Source organism: Sandaracinus amylolyticus (assembly GCF_021631985.1).
Taxonomy (GTDB): Bacteria; Myxococcota_A; Polyangia; order Polyangiales; family Sandaracinaceae; genus Sandaracinus; species Sandaracinus amylolyticus_A.
In genome coordinates this window covers 3,639,972-3,655,460 of the sequence record NZ_CP070225.1, presented here as the reverse complement: position 1 = coordinate 3,655,460, position 15,489 = coordinate 3,639,972, and the positions used below count along the sequence as shown (strand labels likewise).

At 71.7% G+C, this 15,489-nt stretch carries 11 protein-coding genes; 7 read left to right on the top strand and 4 right to left on the bottom strand.

Annotation, left to right across the window (positions count from 1 at the left end; all coding sequences use genetic code 11):
- The first annotated feature begins 41 nt into the window (after positions 1 to 41).
- Positions 42 to 2,993: a hypothetical protein gene (locus I5071_RS15110; RefSeq protein ID WP_236606157.1), complete on the top strand. Its 2,952-nt coding sequence runs from the start codon at positions 42 to 44 to the stop codon at positions 2,991 to 2,993.
- Positions 2,994 to 3,070: 77 nt separating this feature from the next.
- On the opposite strand, the gene groL is transcribed toward I5071_RS15110, so the two are convergent.
- Positions 3,071 to 4,705 (bottom strand): chaperonin GroEL, encoded by a 1,635-nt coding sequence (groL, locus tag I5071_RS15105; protein WP_236606156.1) that lies wholly within the window; start codon positions 4,703 to 4,705, stop codon positions 3,071 to 3,073.
- Between the two features lie 45 nt (positions 4,706 to 4,750).
- Positions 4,751 to 5,038, bottom strand: a complete 288-nt coding sequence (gene groES / locus I5071_RS15100; protein WP_236606155.1) for a co-chaperone GroES — start codon at positions 5,036 to 5,038, stop codon at positions 4,751 to 4,753.
- 305 nt (positions 5,039 to 5,343) lie between these two features.
- Here groES and I5071_RS15095 point away from each other — a divergent pair, with 305 nt between their 5' ends.
- Both I5071_RS15095 and I5071_RS15090 read left to right on the top strand, forming a co-directional pair.
- Positions 5,344 to 5,955, top strand: a complete 612-nt coding sequence (locus tag I5071_RS15095; RefSeq protein WP_236606154.1) for a hypothetical protein — start codon at positions 5,344 to 5,346, stop codon at positions 5,953 to 5,955.
- Complete coding sequence (locus I5071_RS15090; RefSeq protein ID WP_236606153.1) at positions 5,955 to 6,620, top strand: hypothetical protein; 666 nt, start codon at positions 5,955 to 5,957, stop codon at positions 6,618 to 6,620. The genes I5071_RS15095 and I5071_RS15090 overlap by 1 nt, the downstream gene beginning before the upstream one ends.
- 53 nt (positions 6,621 to 6,673) lie before the next feature.
- Here I5071_RS15090 and rpoZ read toward each other — a convergent pair whose 3' ends face one another.
- Both rpoZ and I5071_RS15080 read right to left on the bottom strand, forming a co-directional pair.
- Positions 6,674 to 6,922, bottom strand: a complete 249-nt coding sequence (gene rpoZ / locus I5071_RS15085; RefSeq protein ID WP_053233426.1) for a DNA-directed RNA polymerase subunit omega — start codon at positions 6,920 to 6,922, stop codon at positions 6,674 to 6,676.
- 54 nt (positions 6,923 to 6,976) lie between these two features.
- Positions 6,977 to 9,244: a hypothetical protein gene (locus tag I5071_RS15080; protein WP_236606152.1), complete on the bottom strand. Its 2,268-nt coding sequence runs from the start codon at positions 9,242 to 9,244 to the stop codon at positions 6,977 to 6,979.
- A gap of 300 nt (positions 9,245 to 9,544) precedes the next feature.
- Here I5071_RS15080 and rimP point away from each other — a divergent pair, with 300 nt between their 5' ends.
- From rimP to infB, 4 genes are read left to right on the top strand one after another with little or no spacing between them, the layout of a single operon-like run.
- A complete protein-coding gene (gene rimP / locus I5071_RS15075; RefSeq protein ID WP_236606151.1) occupies positions 9,545 to 10,078 on the top strand; it encodes a ribosome maturation factor RimP in 534 nt (177 codons plus the stop codon).
- 33 nt (positions 10,079 to 10,111) lie between these two features.
- Positions 10,112 to 11,779 carry a transcription termination factor NusA gene (gene nusA, locus I5071_RS15070; RefSeq protein ID WP_236606150.1) on the top strand — a complete coding sequence of 556 codons (1,668 nt, stop codon included), beginning with the start codon at positions 10,112 to 10,114 and terminating at the stop codon, positions 11,777 to 11,779.
- 6 nt (positions 11,780 to 11,785) lie between these two features.
- Entirely contained in the window at positions 11,786 to 12,571 is a 786-nt protein-coding gene (locus tag I5071_RS15065) for a YlxR family protein (protein WP_236606149.1), read from the top strand.
- A complete protein-coding gene (gene infB, locus I5071_RS15060) occupies positions 12,568 to 15,372 on the top strand; it encodes a translation initiation factor IF-2 (protein WP_236606148.1) in 2,805 nt (934 codons plus the stop codon). The genes I5071_RS15065 and infB overlap by 4 nt, the downstream gene beginning before the upstream one ends.
- Positions 15,373 to 15,489 lie beyond the last annotated feature (117 nt).

Genomic DNA, 15,489 nt, shown 5'->3' with positions numbered 1-15,489 from the left:
GCTCCGGCGCTCGACGAGGCTGATATAGTGCGGCCCCCCACATGCCCAGGATCATCCCGGAGAGCGCGCGCGAGCACGCCGATCTCGCCCTCGCGGTCTACGTCGAGGAGCTCGCCGCGCGACGTCGCGTGCTCTTCGTCGGCGACGCCGCGAGCGCCGTCCCCGAGCGTCTTTCGAGCGTGGCGCGCTCGGTCGAGGTCGTCTCCCCGCGGACCCGCACCCGCGGGACCCGTCGCGGAGGTCGCATCCTGCCGCGCCCGTGGCCCTCGGCGCAGGACGCGCGCTCGTGGGACCTCGTGCTGGTACCCGATCTGCTCTGGGCGGGCCTTCCCGCGCCCGAGCGCATCGGCGAGATGGCGGAGTGGCTCACGCCGCGTGGTGTGCTCGTCGTCGGCGCGGAGGAGCGCGAGGACGGGATCGACTACGGCGCGCTCTACGACCTGCTGTCGCGCCGGTTCGAGTGGGTGCGGATGCTCGGGCAGGCGCCCTTCGCGGGGTGGTCGGTCGTCGACTACGCGCCGCAGACGCGCGAGCTCGAGGTGACGTTCGACGGCTCGCTGCTCGGCGGAAGCGGCGAGGAAGCGGCGCGCCACATCGCGCTGTGCGCGGCGCGCGAGGTCGTGCTCGATCCCTATTCGATCGTGCAGGTGCCCTCGAGCGCGAGCCGCGAGCGCGCGGTGGTGGAGCGCCCGCGCGAGGCGGAGCGTGCGCCGCGCGAGGACCTGCAGCTGCAGGCGCGCCTGGGGCAGCTCGAGGCGCAGCTGCGCGATCGCCAGGACGACATCGGTCGCGCGGGCGAGCGCACCAGCGAGCTCGAGCGCGAGGTCGAAGCGCTGCGGGCGCGCGGCGAGCACGCGGAGCGCCGTCTCGATCAGGCGCAGCGCGAGATCTCGCGAGGCGCGCAGAAGCTCGACGAGGCGCGGGCGCGCGCCGATGCGCTGACCCAGGAGCTCGAGGCCGCGAAGGGCGAGATCGCGGCGCTCGCGAAGGTCGAGACGGTCGACGAGGACTACGCGCGGGTCGAGGCGTCGCTCGCGGAGCGGGCGCGCGAGCTGACCGATCTGCGCGGCGAGGTGGAGCGCCGCGGCGTGCTGGTGCGCGATCTCGTCGAGGAGCTCGTCGAGGCGCGGGCGCGGGGCGGAGCGGCGACGCCGACCCCGCCGAGCGGCGGCGGTGGTCGCGACGACGCGGAGCTGCGTGCGGCGCTCGAGGCGGCGCGCCGTCGTGCGGTCGATGCCGAGGCCGCGGTGGTCGAGGCGGGCTACCGGCTCGATCAGGTGCGCGCCGAGCTCGAGCAGTGCCGTCGCGCGCGGGAGTCGGAGCGCGAGCAGGCGTCGCGCGACATCGCGTTCGCGCAGGGCACGATGCGCGGTCTGTCGTCGCGGCTCGCGGAGACCGAGGAGCTGCGACGGCTCGCCGAGGTGCGGCTCGCGCTCTCGCAGGACGACGTCGCGTCGGCGCGGCTGCGTGCGCGCGAGCTGGAGCGCGATCTCGAGAACGCGCGCGAGCAGGTGGAGCTGGCGATCGTGCGCGCCCAGGGCGAGCCGGTCGTCGCGGTGCATCCGGTCGTCGCGGTGCACCCGGGCTCGCTGGATCGGCTGCGCGAGCTCGAGGCCGAGGCGTCGCAGCGGGAAGGACGTCTCTACGGCGCGCTGCTGAAGGCGCGCGAGCACGCGGTCGAGGCGCAGGGCGAGCAGCGCCGTCTCGCGCGGGAGCTCGCGAAGGCCGAGGACGAAGCGCGCGCGGCGCGCAACGACGCGGCGACCCAGCGTGCCGAGCTCGAGGCGCGGTTCGGACAGCTCGCCGACGAGGCGACGCGTGCCCTCGCGGACGCCGAGGCGCGCGGTCGTGAGCTCGCGAGCGCGCGGATGGCGGCGGATGCGCACTCGAGAGAGCTCGCGGTGCTGCGCGGCGAGCGCGACGGAATCGTGTGGCGCCTCGCGGATGCCGAGGCCGCGGTGCGCGATGCGCAGGCACGTCTCGCCGCGCCGGCGCCGGCTCCGGTGGCAGCGCCGGTCGAGAGCCCCGAGCTCCACGATCTCCGCCAGCGCGTCGAGGTGCTCGGCGCGTCGGTCGGGGTGTGGACCCAGCGCGCCCAGGAGGCCGCGGCGCGCGCCGACGCCGAGTCGACGCGCGCCGCCGAGCTCGCGGTGCGCCTCTCGACGCGCGACGCGCTGGTCGGTCGCGTGCAGAGCGAGCTCGCGGGCGCGTCGGCGCGCCGCGACGGTCTCGAGCGCCGCATCCGCGAGCTCGATGCAACGGTCGCCGAGCTGCGCGATGCGCTCGAGTCCGCCCGCGCGGTCGCCGATGTCCGCGCCGAGGAAGAGCGCCGCGAGCTCGAGTCGCGCGACGCGCGCATCGCCGAGTCCGAGCGTGCGCGCGAGCGCCTCGCCCGCGAGCACGACGAGACCCGCCGCGCGCTCGCGGAGGCGCGTCAGATCCTCTCGTCGATCGCGAGCGGCCTCGACACCGGCGGCATCGCCGCGACCGCCCCCGCGAGCGACGCGCGCTTGCGCGAGCAGCTCCGCGACCTCCAGCGCGAGGCCGAGGATCGCGAGCTCATGCTCCGGTCGCTCACCGCGCAGCTCCAGGATCGCGACGACCGACTGCGCGCGCTCGAGCGCATGAAGTCGGGCGAAGCGCCCGGCGACGAGCGCGAGCTCGTGCAGCGCGTGCTGATGGCCGAGGAGCGCGCCGTCCGCTTCGAGCGCGAGCTCGACCAGGCGCGCCGTCACGCCGAGCAGAACGGTGGCTCGGCCGAGCGCGACGCGGACCTGCGCCGCCTGCACCAGACGCTCGGCGATCGCGACGCGCAGCTGATGGTCCTCGAGGGCCGCATCACGCAGTCCGAGCGCGAGCAGCGCTCGATGCGCGACGCGTTCGCCCAGGCGCGCGCCAGCCTCGAGACCCTGCTCGGCGAGATCGCGAACGATCAGCGCGCCGAAGCGGCGGACCGCATCGCGTCGATGCTGCGCCTGCTGCGCCGCTACTGAGTCCCCGCCGTCCCGAAAAGACGAAGGCCGCGCCCTCGGAGGAGAGCGCGGCCTTCGTTCATCGAGTCAGGCGTGGATCAGAAGTCCATGCCGCCGGGGCCGTGCGCGTGACCGCCGCCCGCCGCCGCCTTCTCCTCCTTCGGGAGCTCGGCGATGAGCGCCTCGGTCGTGAGCATGAGGCTCGCGACCGACGACGCGTTCTGCAGCGCGGTGCGGACGACCTTCGTCGGGTCGATGACGCCGGCCGAGATCAGGTCCTCGTACGAGTCGCGCGCGGCGTTGTAGCCGAAGCCCGCCTTGCCGTTCTTCACCTTGTCGACGACGATCGAGCCCTCGACGCCCGCGTTCGCCGAGATCTGGCGAAGGGGCTCCTCGATCGCGCGGCGCACGATGCGCACGCCGACCGCCTGCTCGTCGGTGAGCTTGAGGCCGTCGAGCGCCGACTGCGCGCGAAGGAGCGCCACGCCACCGCCGGGGACGATGCCCTCCTCGACGGCCGCGCGGGTCGCGTGGAGCGCGTCCTCGACGCGCGCCTTCTTCTCCTTCATCTCGACCTCGGTCGCCGCGCCGACCTTGATGACCGCGACGCCGCCGACGAGCTTCGCGAGGCGCTCCTGGAGCTTCTCGCGATCGTAGTCGCTCGTCGTGTCCTCGATCTGCTTCTTGATCGTCTCGATGCGGCCCTTGATCGCGTCCTTCGCGCCCACGCCGTCGACGATCGTCGTGTTCTCCTTGTCGATCCGGACGCGCTTCGCGCGGCCGAGATCGTTCAGGGTCACGTTCTCGAGCTTGATCCCGAGCTCCTCGCTGACGACCTCACCACCCGTCAGGATGGCGATGTCCTTCAGCATCTCCTTGCGGCGATCGCCGAAGCCCGGCGCCTTCACCGCCGCGACGTGCAGCGTGCCGCGGAGCTTGTTCACGACGAGCGTCGCGAGCGCCTCGCCCTCGACGTCCTCCGAGAGGATGAGGAGCGGCTTCTGCTGACGCGCAATCGCCTCGAGGACCGGGAGGAGGTCCTTCATGTTCGAGATCTTCTTCTCGGAGATCAGGATGTAGGCGTCCTCGAGGATCGCCTCCATGCGCTCCGGATCCGTCACGAAGTAGGGCGACAGGTAGCCGCGGTCGAACTGCATGCCCTCGACGACGTCGAGCGTGGTCTCGAGGCCCTTCGCCTCCTCGACCGTGATGACGCCTTCCTTGCCGACCTTCTCCATCGCCTCGGCGAGGATCTTGCCGATCGTCTCGTCGCCGTTCGCCGAGATCGTGCCGACCTGCGCGATCTCCTTCGGGTCCTTCGTCGGCTTCGAGAGCTTCTTGAGCTCCTCGGTGATCGCCGCGACGGCCGCGTCGATGCCGCGCTTCAGCTCCATCGGGTTGTGGCCCGCGGCCACCATCTTCGAGCCCTCGCGGTAGACCGCCTGCGCGAGCACGGTCGCCGTCGTGGTGCCGTCACCCGCGACGTCCGACGTCTTGCTGGCGACCTCGCGCACCATCTGCGCGCCCATGTTCTCGAACTTGTCCGCGAGCTCGATCTCCTTCGCGACCGTCACGCCGTCCTTCGTGACCGTCGGAGCGCCGAAGCTCTTCTCGATGACGACGTTGCGGCCCTTGGGGCCCAGCGTGACCTTCACCGCGTTCGCGAGCGTGTTGACGCCGGCGAGAATGCGGTCGCGCGCGGTCGTATCGTAGAGAATTTCCTTGGCTGCCATGTTCTTCGTCTCCGTCTTCCGCTGAAGTCAGTCAGTCTTTCGAGATCACTCCACGACGCCGACGATGTCGTCCTCGCGGAGGATCACCATCTCCTGGCCGTCGACCTTGATCTCCTGGCCGCTGTACTTGCCGAAGAGGACGCGGTCGCCCGGCTTGACCTCGAGCTTCCGGACCGAGCCGTCCTCGAGGATCTTGCCGCTGCCGACGGCGATCACCTTGCCCTCGACCGGCTTTTCCTTCGCCGTGTCGGGGATGATGATCCCGCCCTTGGTCTTCTCCTCTTCCTTCACGCGCTGGATGAGCACGCGGTCGTGCAGGGGACGAATCGCCATGTCTGAGCCCTCCTTGGGGGTCCGATTTGCACTTCGTTAGCACTCGCACCCGGCGAGTGCTGACAGCGGGCCGGGAACCTAACCTGGGCCCTGCAACGGTCAAGATGGCCCCTCGCGATTTTCTCGCGACGCCGTAGACGCGAATGATTCCGCGCGGTTGTGACCGTTTCGGGGCGCTGCGTTGGCACTCGCGGGCCGCGGCTGCCGACGGCGCGTCGGAGACATTCCGGAAACCTCCGGAACACTTGGGGAATTCTTCGCGCCCGCGCCGCGCTGCCGTAGGTTTCACGGGAGATGGCTCGGAGGTGAGCACCGTGATCGAGACGTTCGCCGACCTGCGGTTCTGGTTCCGTGAGCGACTGGAGAGCGCGCTGGATCGCCACCGCATCGAAGCGCCCGACGAGACGCGGGCCTACCTGGTCGAGCTGCTCGCCGGGATGGGCCTCGGCCGGCGTCGTGCGCCAGGCCAGCGGCCGCTCGCGCTGCAGCTCAAGGACGCGCGCGAGGCGCAGGGCATCGAGCGGCTGAGGCTCTACCGCGCGCTGGGCGACGACGCGCTCTGCCTCGCCGGCTTCTTCCGCGATCACCTCGAGCAGCGCGGCGTCAGCGCGGGGTACGTGCACACGATGGGCGGCGGCGCGTACGAGAGCGCCGGCGTGCTCGCGGTGCAGAGCGCGCACGAGGCGGTGCGCATCGAGGTCTATCGCGATCTCTCGCGGCGCTTCACGACGTTCGCGGAGCTCCTCGAGGAGGTTCGCGAGAGCACGACGCTGCGCACGCCGCAGGACATCGTGAAGCTCTACGATCGCTGGCGTCGCACCGGCTCGCCCCGGCTGGCGGAGCGGCTCACGCGCGAGGGCGTGTACCCCACGCGCGGCAGCGGCGGCGAGGGCTCCGGCGGATCGACGCTGCACTGATGCCGCGGCGGATCCAGGCCCGGCTCGCGACGCTCTACGACGTCGAGCTCGGCGTCGACGTCGAGGACTTCGTCTGCGACGAGGAGACCGCGCGCTCGCTCGGCGGCGACGACGCGATGCGACGCGGCGAGGTCCTCTTCGTCGTGCCCGAGGAGAGCGGCGCGCGCGTCGCGCTCTTCGTGGAGCCAGGGGCGCGTGTCCTCGTGGGCGATGCGTGGATGGCGGAGAGCGCGGGCTTCCAGCGTGCGTGCCTCGCGACCGAGGGCGTGAGCCACTTCGTGTATCTCGCGTTCCGCGCGGACCACGAGATCGCGGTGAGCGAGCTCGAGCTCGAGCTGCAGGCGGAGATCGACAAGTGGGCGCTCGGCGTGCTCGCCCCCGTCGAGGAGCTCGCGCATCCGATGAGAGGACGAGGCGCGACGCTGATCGCGCTGCGCGATCGCAGCCGTCGGTTGCGCGAGCGTCTCTTCGCTCATGCGCGCTTCCTCGACCCCGCGGGCAGCGAGCGCGGAGATCGATATCGCGCGGCGGTGCGGCTCGCGTCGCGCTATGCGCGTGACCTCGAGGCGGCGATGCTCGATCGCGGCGACCTCGACGGGCTCACGCGCGAGCTGCGCCGCTTCTATCGGCTCGGAGCGCGCGAGAAGATCGAGCGGATCGGGTAGGGCGGTCTCGATTCAGCGCGCGAACCGCGCTCGTTCGAGACCGCCGCGTCCGATCATCCGCGCGAGTTCTCGGCGGCCTTGCGCTCGGTGATGAACTCCTCGACGACCTCGTGCACGCGGCGGTTCCAGTGCACGCGCGTCGACGCGATCTCGCGCAGCGCGGTGACGGCCGGGCGGTTCTTGCTCTGCACCAGCGCGGGCGCGCCCTTCATGATCTGGCGGGCGCGCTGGGAGGCGAGGAGGACGAGCGCGAAGCGGTTGTCCTCGTTCTGCAGGCAGTCTTCGACGGTGACGCGGGCCATCAGGGTTCTCCGGAAGGGGCGCGAGGCTACCAGCTGGTCACGCCCCGGGCAAGCTCACGACGGGGACGGGACCCAGACGAGCTCGCAGCGATCGATGCGGATCGCGCTCTTCTTCGCGGCGATCCGACGCTCTTCGACGCGCAGCGCGCCGGGATCCCAGCGCCGCGCGATGTCGAGCTTCGCCGCGAGGTAGTCGCGCTCGAGGTGCTCCAGCGCGAGCCGCGCGCTCTGCACAGTCTCCTCGGCGCGGGCTCGTCGCTCCGACGACTGGGCGGTGCGGCGTGCGGCACTGCGCGCGCTGCGAGCGACCGAGCCTCCACCGAGCATGGCGCCGAGCACGCTCGCGCCCGCGTCGACGACCTCTGCGTCTCGCGCGAGCTTCGCGTCCGAGAGCCGCCGCTCGGCGGTGGTCAGCTTGTCGCGCGCCTTCTCGATCTTCGCGCTCCACTTCTGCTCGATCTCGCGCTCCTCTTCGGCGCGCGCGTGCTGCGCGTCCATGCGGATGCGGGCGAGGAAGGAGTCGCGCGGCTCACCGGGATGCGAGCTCGTGCCGAGGTCGGGCGCGAACAGCACGGTCAGCGGGCGATCGCGGAGCACGTGGGCCGCGGCGTGTTTGGTCCAGGTGTCCCAGGTCTTCGCGCGCGCCGCGGCGGCGGGGAGGGCGGCGAAGGGCACGCCCGGCTGGGGATCGCGCGACTCGGGGAGCGGCGCGCTGAGCACCCACGCCTCGGCCCAGCGCGGTCCTTCGTCGCCGAGCGGCGCGATCAGGTGCGGCTCGAGCCAGGCGTCGACACCGAGCTTCGTGTCGACGTAGTGCACGCTGGCGCGCACCGCGACGCCCGGTCGATAGGCACGCGGAGCCGGCAGATCGGCGCGGATCACGAACGACTCGCGGATGTCCGCCGAGAGCACGGGGCGGGCGGCGACCGCAGGGGGCGGGCTCGCGACCGGCGCGACGGCCGGGGCCGCCGACGCGAGCGCGCGGAAGTGCTCGCGCGAGAGCGGGCCGCGCAGGTACGAGAGCGCCCAGCGCGTGGTGAACAGCTTGGGCCCGCCGCCCGCGTGGATGTCGTGGAGCAGGAACGTCCGCGGCGCGAGCGACGAGAGCATCGTGTCGATGCGCGCGCGATCGAGCCCGGCGCCCGTGCTCGCCGCGACGCCTTCGAGGCCGTCCAGGACGCGCAGCTTGTCGCGCTCGGTCTGCAGCCGACCGAGCATCCAGGTGCCCGCGTTGCTGAGGCCCTTGTAGTCGAGGTCGACCGGGTTCTGCGTCGCGAGCACCACCCCGAGGCCGAACGCGCGCGCCTGCTTGAGCAGCGTGAGCATCGGCGCCTTGCTCGGGGGGCTCGCGACGGGCGGGAAGAATCCCGCGATCTCGTCCATGTAGAGCAGGGCGCGCAGCGACTGGGTGCCCGGCTGCGCGCGCATCCAGGCGAGCACTTCCCCGAGCAGCGCGGTCACGAAGAACATGCGCTCGGCGTCCGCGAGGTGCGCGATCGAGAGCACCGAGAGCCGCGGCCTGCCCTCGCGCGTGAACAGCAGCGACTGCACGTCGAGCGGCTCGCCCTCGAGGAACCCCGCCATCGACGGCGACGCGAGCGCTGCGTTCAGGCTGACCGCGATCTCCTGCCTCGCTCGCGGCGCGATGACCGAGTCGAGATCCATCACCCCCAGGCGATCGAACGGGGGCGACTGGATCGCCCGGAGCAGCGCGCCGGGATCGAGCGAGCGACCGGCCCGCCACGCGTCGAGGAGCACGTTCGACACGAGCACGTGCTCGGGGCTCCGCACCGGATCGGCGTCGACACCGGCCAGCGAGAGCAGCGCCGACGCGGTCGCCACCGCGCGGTCCCGGGTGCCCTCGTCGTCGCTCCCCGCCGGCGGCGCATCGAGCGAGGGCATCAGCGAGAGGGCACGTCCGAGGCGCGAGCCCGGCGTGTAGATCGTGCGATCGACGCTCCCCACGAACCGGGCGATCCGCTCGGGCGTCTGGCCGCTCGCCGCGAGGCCCTCGCGGGCGCGCTGCGCGACCGACGCGGAATCGTCGCCCTCCGGGACGAACGGCGCGAAGTCCTCGGGGCGCAGGGCGGGGAACGCGAGCTTCAGGTTCCCGAGATCGCCCTTCGGATCGATGGCGATCGCGGGGATGCCGCACAGCGCGGCCTCCTCGAGCACGATCGCCCCGAGCCCGGTCTTGCCCGAGCCGGTCATGCCCACGATCACGCCGTGCGTGAGCAGGTGCTTCGAGGGATAGAGGAGCGCGCCCTGGGTCGCGCTGTCGAGGCCGAGGTAGAAGGTGCCGGGCGGGACGCCGTCGGTCATGGGCCGCGCAGGATGCCCGATTCCGGGGCCCCTTGCTCGTCGTGCACCCTCATGGTACCACGTCGGTCCCCGCTGGGGTGTCGTTGCCGAGGTGGGCCCTCTGCTTGCTTTGCAGAGCCGGGGTCCGCCTTTTTCGTTCGCAGAGCTCTCCAAGGAGGGCCGCGCTCTCGCCCGAGAGCCGCGGTCTCACCGGAGGGCGCAGCGGACGGTGGGCGACGACGGTCCGCGGGGGGGCCGGAGACGGCTCGCTCTCCGGGTCTGCGGTTCGAACGCCAAGACACACGACACCACATCAACCGAGTGAACGCCCGCAACGACAGCCCCCTGGACAAGCCTGCGATCGAAGCGATCGCGGAGCCGGTCTGTCGTGCGCACGGCGTCGAGCTCGTCGACGTGGTGTGGACGATGGATCGCGGCGGACCGGTGCTGCGGGTGCTGATCGATCGCGAGCGCCCCGACATGACGCCCGGCGAGCCCGGGAGCGGCGTGTCGATCGACGACTGCCAGGGCGTGAGCCGGGATCTCTCGACCGCGCTCGACGTGCACGAGAAGGTCGTTCCGAGCGGGCGGTATCGCCTCGAGGTGAGCTCGCCCGGGCTCGATCGTCCGCTGGTGAAGCGTCGCGACTTCGAGCGCTTCGCCGGGCTCGAAGTGAAGGTGCAGACGCGCGTGCCGGTGCCCGGCACCGAGGATCGCAAGAAGGTCCAGGGCGTGCTGCGGGGGCTCGACGGAGACGTGGTTCGGATCGAGGAAGGATCGACGGCCTTCGAGATCCCCTTCGGCGACATCGTGAAGGCCCACGTGGTCTACAGGTTCACGCGCGCTGCTCGCTGAGCGCGCGATCGGTCTCGGGAAGAGGTGGTTTCGATGCAGAGCGGAGGGTTCTCGCTGCAGCAGCTGATCGATCAGGTGAGCAAGGAGAAGGGCATCGACCCTCGCGTGCTCACCGAGACGATGGAGCAGGCGATTCTCACGGCCGCGAAGCGGACGTTCGGGATGAACCGCGAGCTCGAGGCTCGCTACAACCCCGACACCGGCAACGTCGACCTCTTCCAGTACATGACCGTCGTGGACGACGTCGGAGACGAGGAGCGCCAGCTCTCGGTCGAAGACGCGCGCCGCCACGGTCTCGAGGCCGAGATCGGCGAGGAGCTCGGCTTCCAGGTGTTCTACCTGCCCGAGGACACCGACAAGGCGCGCCAGCAGGACAAGGAGTTCGGCGATCTGCTCAAGATGCAGCAGCACCGCCGGGGCTTCGGCCGCATCGCGGCGCAGACCGCGAAGCAGGTGATCATCCAGCGCATGCGCGAGGCGGAGCGCGAGCTCGTGTTCAACGAGTTCAAGGATCGCCGCGGCGAGCTGATCACCGGCATCGTGCGCCGCTTCGAGCGTGGCTCGAACATCATCGTCGACCTCGGGCGCACCGAGGCGATCCTGCCCGCGCGCGAGCAGACGCCGCGCGAGAGCTACCGCCCCGGCGACCGCATCGTCGCGCTGCTCAAGGACATCGATCGCGAGGCGCGTGGCCCGCAGATCATCCTCTCGCGTACCGACGTCGGGCTGCTCGTGAAGCTCTTCGAGATGGAAGTGCCCGAGATCTACGAGGGCATCGTGAAGATCGTCGCCGCCGCGCGTGAGCCCGGCGCGCGCTCGAAGATCGCGGTCACGTCGCGCGACTCGGACGTCGATCCGGTGGGCGCCTGCGTCGGCATGAAGGGCTCGCGCGTGCAGGCCGTCGTGCAGGAGCTCCGCGGCGAGAAGATCGACATCGTGCCGTGGGATCGCGATCCCGCGCGCTTCGTGTGCAACGCGATCGCGCCGGCCGAGGTGTCGCGCGTCATCATCGACGAGGGCGCCACGCAGATGGAGCTCGTCGTGCCGGACGCGAAGCTCTCGCTCGCGATCGGTCGTCGTGGTCAGAACGTGCGCCTCGCGTCGCAGCTGACGGGCTGGAAGCTCGACATCATCAGCGACACGCGCTTCCGCCAGATCGAGGATCAGGCGATGACCGCGCTCTCGATGATCGGGAGCGTCGACGAGAACGTCGCGAAGGCGCTCTACCGTGCGGGCTTCCGCAGCATCGACGAGATCCTCGAGGCCTCGGACCAGGAGATCGCGTCGATCGAGGGCGTCGGCTCGGAGCGTCGCGCCGCGCAGATCAAGGCGGACGCGCTCGCGGCGAGCGAGGGCTACCGCAAGCGCCTCGTCGACGAGGCGATCGATCGCGCGGAGCCGCTCAGCGAGCGCGAGATGCTGCTGCTCGTCGGCGGCATCAGCGAGCGCGTCGCGGACGCGCTGGAGCGCGGGGGCTACAAGAGCGCTGCGGACGTGCAGCGCGAGACCGACGTCGATCGGCTTGCGATCAAGACCGGTCTCGGCAACCAGAGGGCGCGCGAGATCAAGGACGCGGTCGCACGGTTCGTCGAGGAGGACCTCGAGCGCATCCGCCGCGCGCAGCGCGAGCGGGCAGCGGCGAGGCTGCTCGGGCCGGCCGAGGGCGAGGGCGGAGAGCAGGAAGGCAGCCTGGAGGGCTGAGACGGGATGCTGATGGTCGACGAGCAGCAGCGCCGCGGGCGCGGCACGGACGAGGCGGAGGTCGACGGCGACGACGCCGGCGAGGCCTCGTCGCGCGCCGTGTCGGAGCGCCTGTGCGCGGGCTGCCGTCGGACCGTGCCGCGCGAGGAGCTCCTGCGCTTCGCGATCGGCCCGGAGGCGCCGTACCTCGCGCCCGATCCCCAGCGCAAGCTGGGCGGGCGCGGTGTGTCGGTGCATCCCTCGCGCAAGTGCATCGAGCTCGCGGCGAAGAAGGGCGGTTTCGCGCGGGCGCTGAAGAAGGGCGTCTCGATCGATGCGAACGCCCTGTGCGAGAGCGCTGCGGTGCTCTATGTGATGCGCGCCGAGAGCTTGCTCATCGCCGCTGCGCGGCGGAAGAAGCTGGCCATCGGGACCGACGCCGTCCGCGACGCGCTCCGGAGGCCGGAGCGGAGCGGCGGGACCGCGGAGTTTGCTGGTTCGCGGACTGACCGCCGCGAAGAGTGCGAGGTCGAGTTGCTGGTGGTCGCGGCGGATGCCGAGGGCCGGCGCGAGGAGCTGCGGGCAGCAGCCGAGAAGCTCGGGAGACGCTGTACGGTGTTGGGAACCAAGGGCTCGCTCGGTCGCCTCTTCGGCCGGGATGAAGTGGGTGTGCTCGGGATCCTCGACCGCGGGATCGCGGACGAGGTGGTGCGCTGTGCCGCGCGCGCGGCCGAGCTGGAGTCACCGGAAAGAATTGGCGATCGGGGCCGTGGCGGGGCCTCCGTTCGCGTGTCGGAGGGCGAGGGCGAATGACGACCACCAAGGTCCGGGTGTACGAGGTCGCGCGCGAGCTCGGGATGGACAATCGCGAGCTCATGAACCGCTTTGCCGCGCTGGGGATCCCGGTGCGGAACCACATGAGCGCGCTCGAGCCGGCCGAGGTCGACCGTGTCAAGCGTGCTCTCGAGAAGGACAAGGCGCAGAACACGGTGGAAGAGCGCATTCGCCCGACGGTCGTGCGCCGTCGTACGGCCGCGGCGCCCGAGCCGGTCGCAGCAGCGCCCGCGCCGGTGCCGGTGATCACGCGTGAAGCACCGCGTGCCGAGAACGGCCACGCCGCGGTCGCGCCGCGTCCGGTCGCGCCCACGCCGCCCCCGGCACCGCCGGTCGTCGAGCGCGAGCGCGAAGCCGCGCCGCCCCCGCCGCCTGCGCCCGTGGTCGCGGCACCGCCGCCGCCGGTGGTCGAGGCTGCGCCGCCGCCGCCCGCGCCGGTGGTCGAGGCTCCGCGTCCGGTCGAAGCTAGGCGTCCCGAGGCGCCGCCTGCGCCGGTCGCCGCGCCGCGCCCGGTCGCTCCGGCCGTCGCCGAGGCGCCCAAGCCCGCGCCGGCTCCGACGCCTGCACCGGTCGTCGCCGCCCCGACGCCGCCGCCCCCGCCCGTCGCGGCAGCGCCCACGCCGCCGCCCGCGGCGCCCGAGCGTCCGGCGCCCGTGCCTGCGGCCGCTGCTCAGGCGTCCTCGGGCCCGTCGCTGCGTCCCTCGCAGCCGCCGCCCGCGTCGGTGCGCCTGGCCCACTCGAACCTGCCGCCCGGCGTCGTCGCCCGCGGCAACGTGACCGCGCCGAGCGCGCCGCCGCCGAGCGCGGCGACGGTCTCGCGCATCGTGTCGCAGCACGCGCAGGGCCCGGGTGGCCGCACCCAGTGGACGCCCGACGGCGGGCAGCGCCGCAGGGTCCAGGTCCCCGGCTCGACGCTCGGCCCGCCGGGCCGTCCGATGCCCGGTCAGCGTCCCGGCGCCAAGCGCCGCCCCATGCCCGGCAAGAAGGGCATGAAGACGGAGATCACGACTCCGTCGGCGCAGAAGCGCATCATCCGCATCGAGGACAACATCGCGCTGCAGCAGCTCGCGCAGAAGATGTCCCTGAAGGCGACCGACGTGCTGATGAAGCTCATCCAGATGGGGATGGGCGGCGTGAACATCAACAGCACGCTCGACTCCGACACCGCGAAGCTGCTCGCCAGCGAGTTCGGCTACGAGGTCGAGAACGTCGCGAAGAGCGACGACGACATGATCGCCGAGGCGCGCGGCGCGGCCGCCGCCGAGGAGGGCCTCGAGGCGCGCGCCCCGATCGTCACGGTCATGGGCCACGTCGACCACGGCAAGACCTCGCTGCTCGATCGCATCCGCAAGGCGAACGTCGCGGCGGGCGAGGCCGGCGGCATCACCCAGCACATCGGCGCGTACCGCGTCGACACCGGCAAGGGCCCGATCGTGTTCCTCGACACGCCCGGCCACGAAGCGTTCACCGCGATGCGTGCCCGTGGCGCGCAGGCGACCGACGTCGTCGTGCTGGTCGTCGCGGCGGACGACGGCGTCATGCCGCAGACGCGTGAGGCCATCAACCACGCGCGCGCGGCGGAAGTGCCGATCATCGTGGCGGTCAACAAGATCGACAAGCAGGGCGCGCGCCCCGATCACATCCGCCAGGAGCTCTCGGGCCTCGGCCTCCAGCCGGAAGACTGGGGCGGCGACACGCTCTTCGTGAACGTGTCGGCGATCACCGGCGAGAACGTCGATCAGCTGCTCGAGAACATCGCGCTGCAGACCGAGATCATGGAGCTGCAGGCGAACCCGACGGCGTCGGCCGAGGGCGTCGTGCTCGAGGCCTACCTCGACAAGGGCCGCGGTGTCGTCGCGAACGTGCTGGTGCAGAACGGCACGCTCAACCAGGGCGATCTGATGCTCGCGGGCGTGGCGCTCGGCCGCATCCGCGCGCTCACCGACGATCGTGGTCGCCGCGTGAAGAACGCGGGGCCCGCGACGCCGGTCGAGGTGCTCGGTCTGCCCGACCTCCCGCAGGCGGGTGATCAGTTCTTCGTCGTCGCCGACCAGAAGAAGGCGCAGGAGCTGGTCGACGCGCGCAAGAAGGCGGTCGCCGCGAAGGCGAAGACGACCACCGCGAAGGGCCTCGAAGACCTGTACAAGATGATGCAGGCGGGCGAGGTCCAGGAGCTGAACCTCGTCATCAAGAGCGACGTGGCCGGCTCGGTCGAGGCGCTCGTGAAGGCCCTGACGGAGCTCTCGACCGAGAAGGTCAAGGTCAACGTCATCCACACCGGCGTCGGCGGCATCACCGAGAACGACGTCATGCTCGCGACTGCGTCGAAGGCGATCATCATCGGCTTCAACGTGCGCCCGGCGGGTCAGGCGGCGGCCGTCGCGAAGAGCGAGGGCGTCGAGATTCGCCAGTACTCGATCATCTACGAGGCGGTCGACGAGGTGAAGAAGGCCATGACCGGCCTCCTCGCCCCGGTCTTCAAGCAGAAGGAGCTCGGCAAGGCCGAGGTCCGCGCGGTCTTCAACATCCCGAAGGCCGGCACGATCGCGGGCTGCTACGTCACCGAAGGCACGATCAAGCGCAACGCGAAGGCGCGCTTGGTGCGCGACTCGGTGCAGGTCTGGGAAGGCAGCATCGCCAGCTTGCGTCGCGTGAAGGACGACGTGCGCGAGGTGACGTCGGGCTTCGAGTGCGGTGTCGGTCTGGAGAGCTTCAACGACATCCACGAGGGCGACGTGATCGAGTGCTACGAGCTCGAGCAGGTGGCTGCGAGCCTGTAGTCACACCGAGGCGCTTCGCCCCCCGGGGTGTCGCGTCGCGCGCACGGTTCTTGGTACGAGCAGACGGGCCCTCCTGATCGGCATGCCGGCGGGAGGGCCGGTCCGCTTCTCGGACCT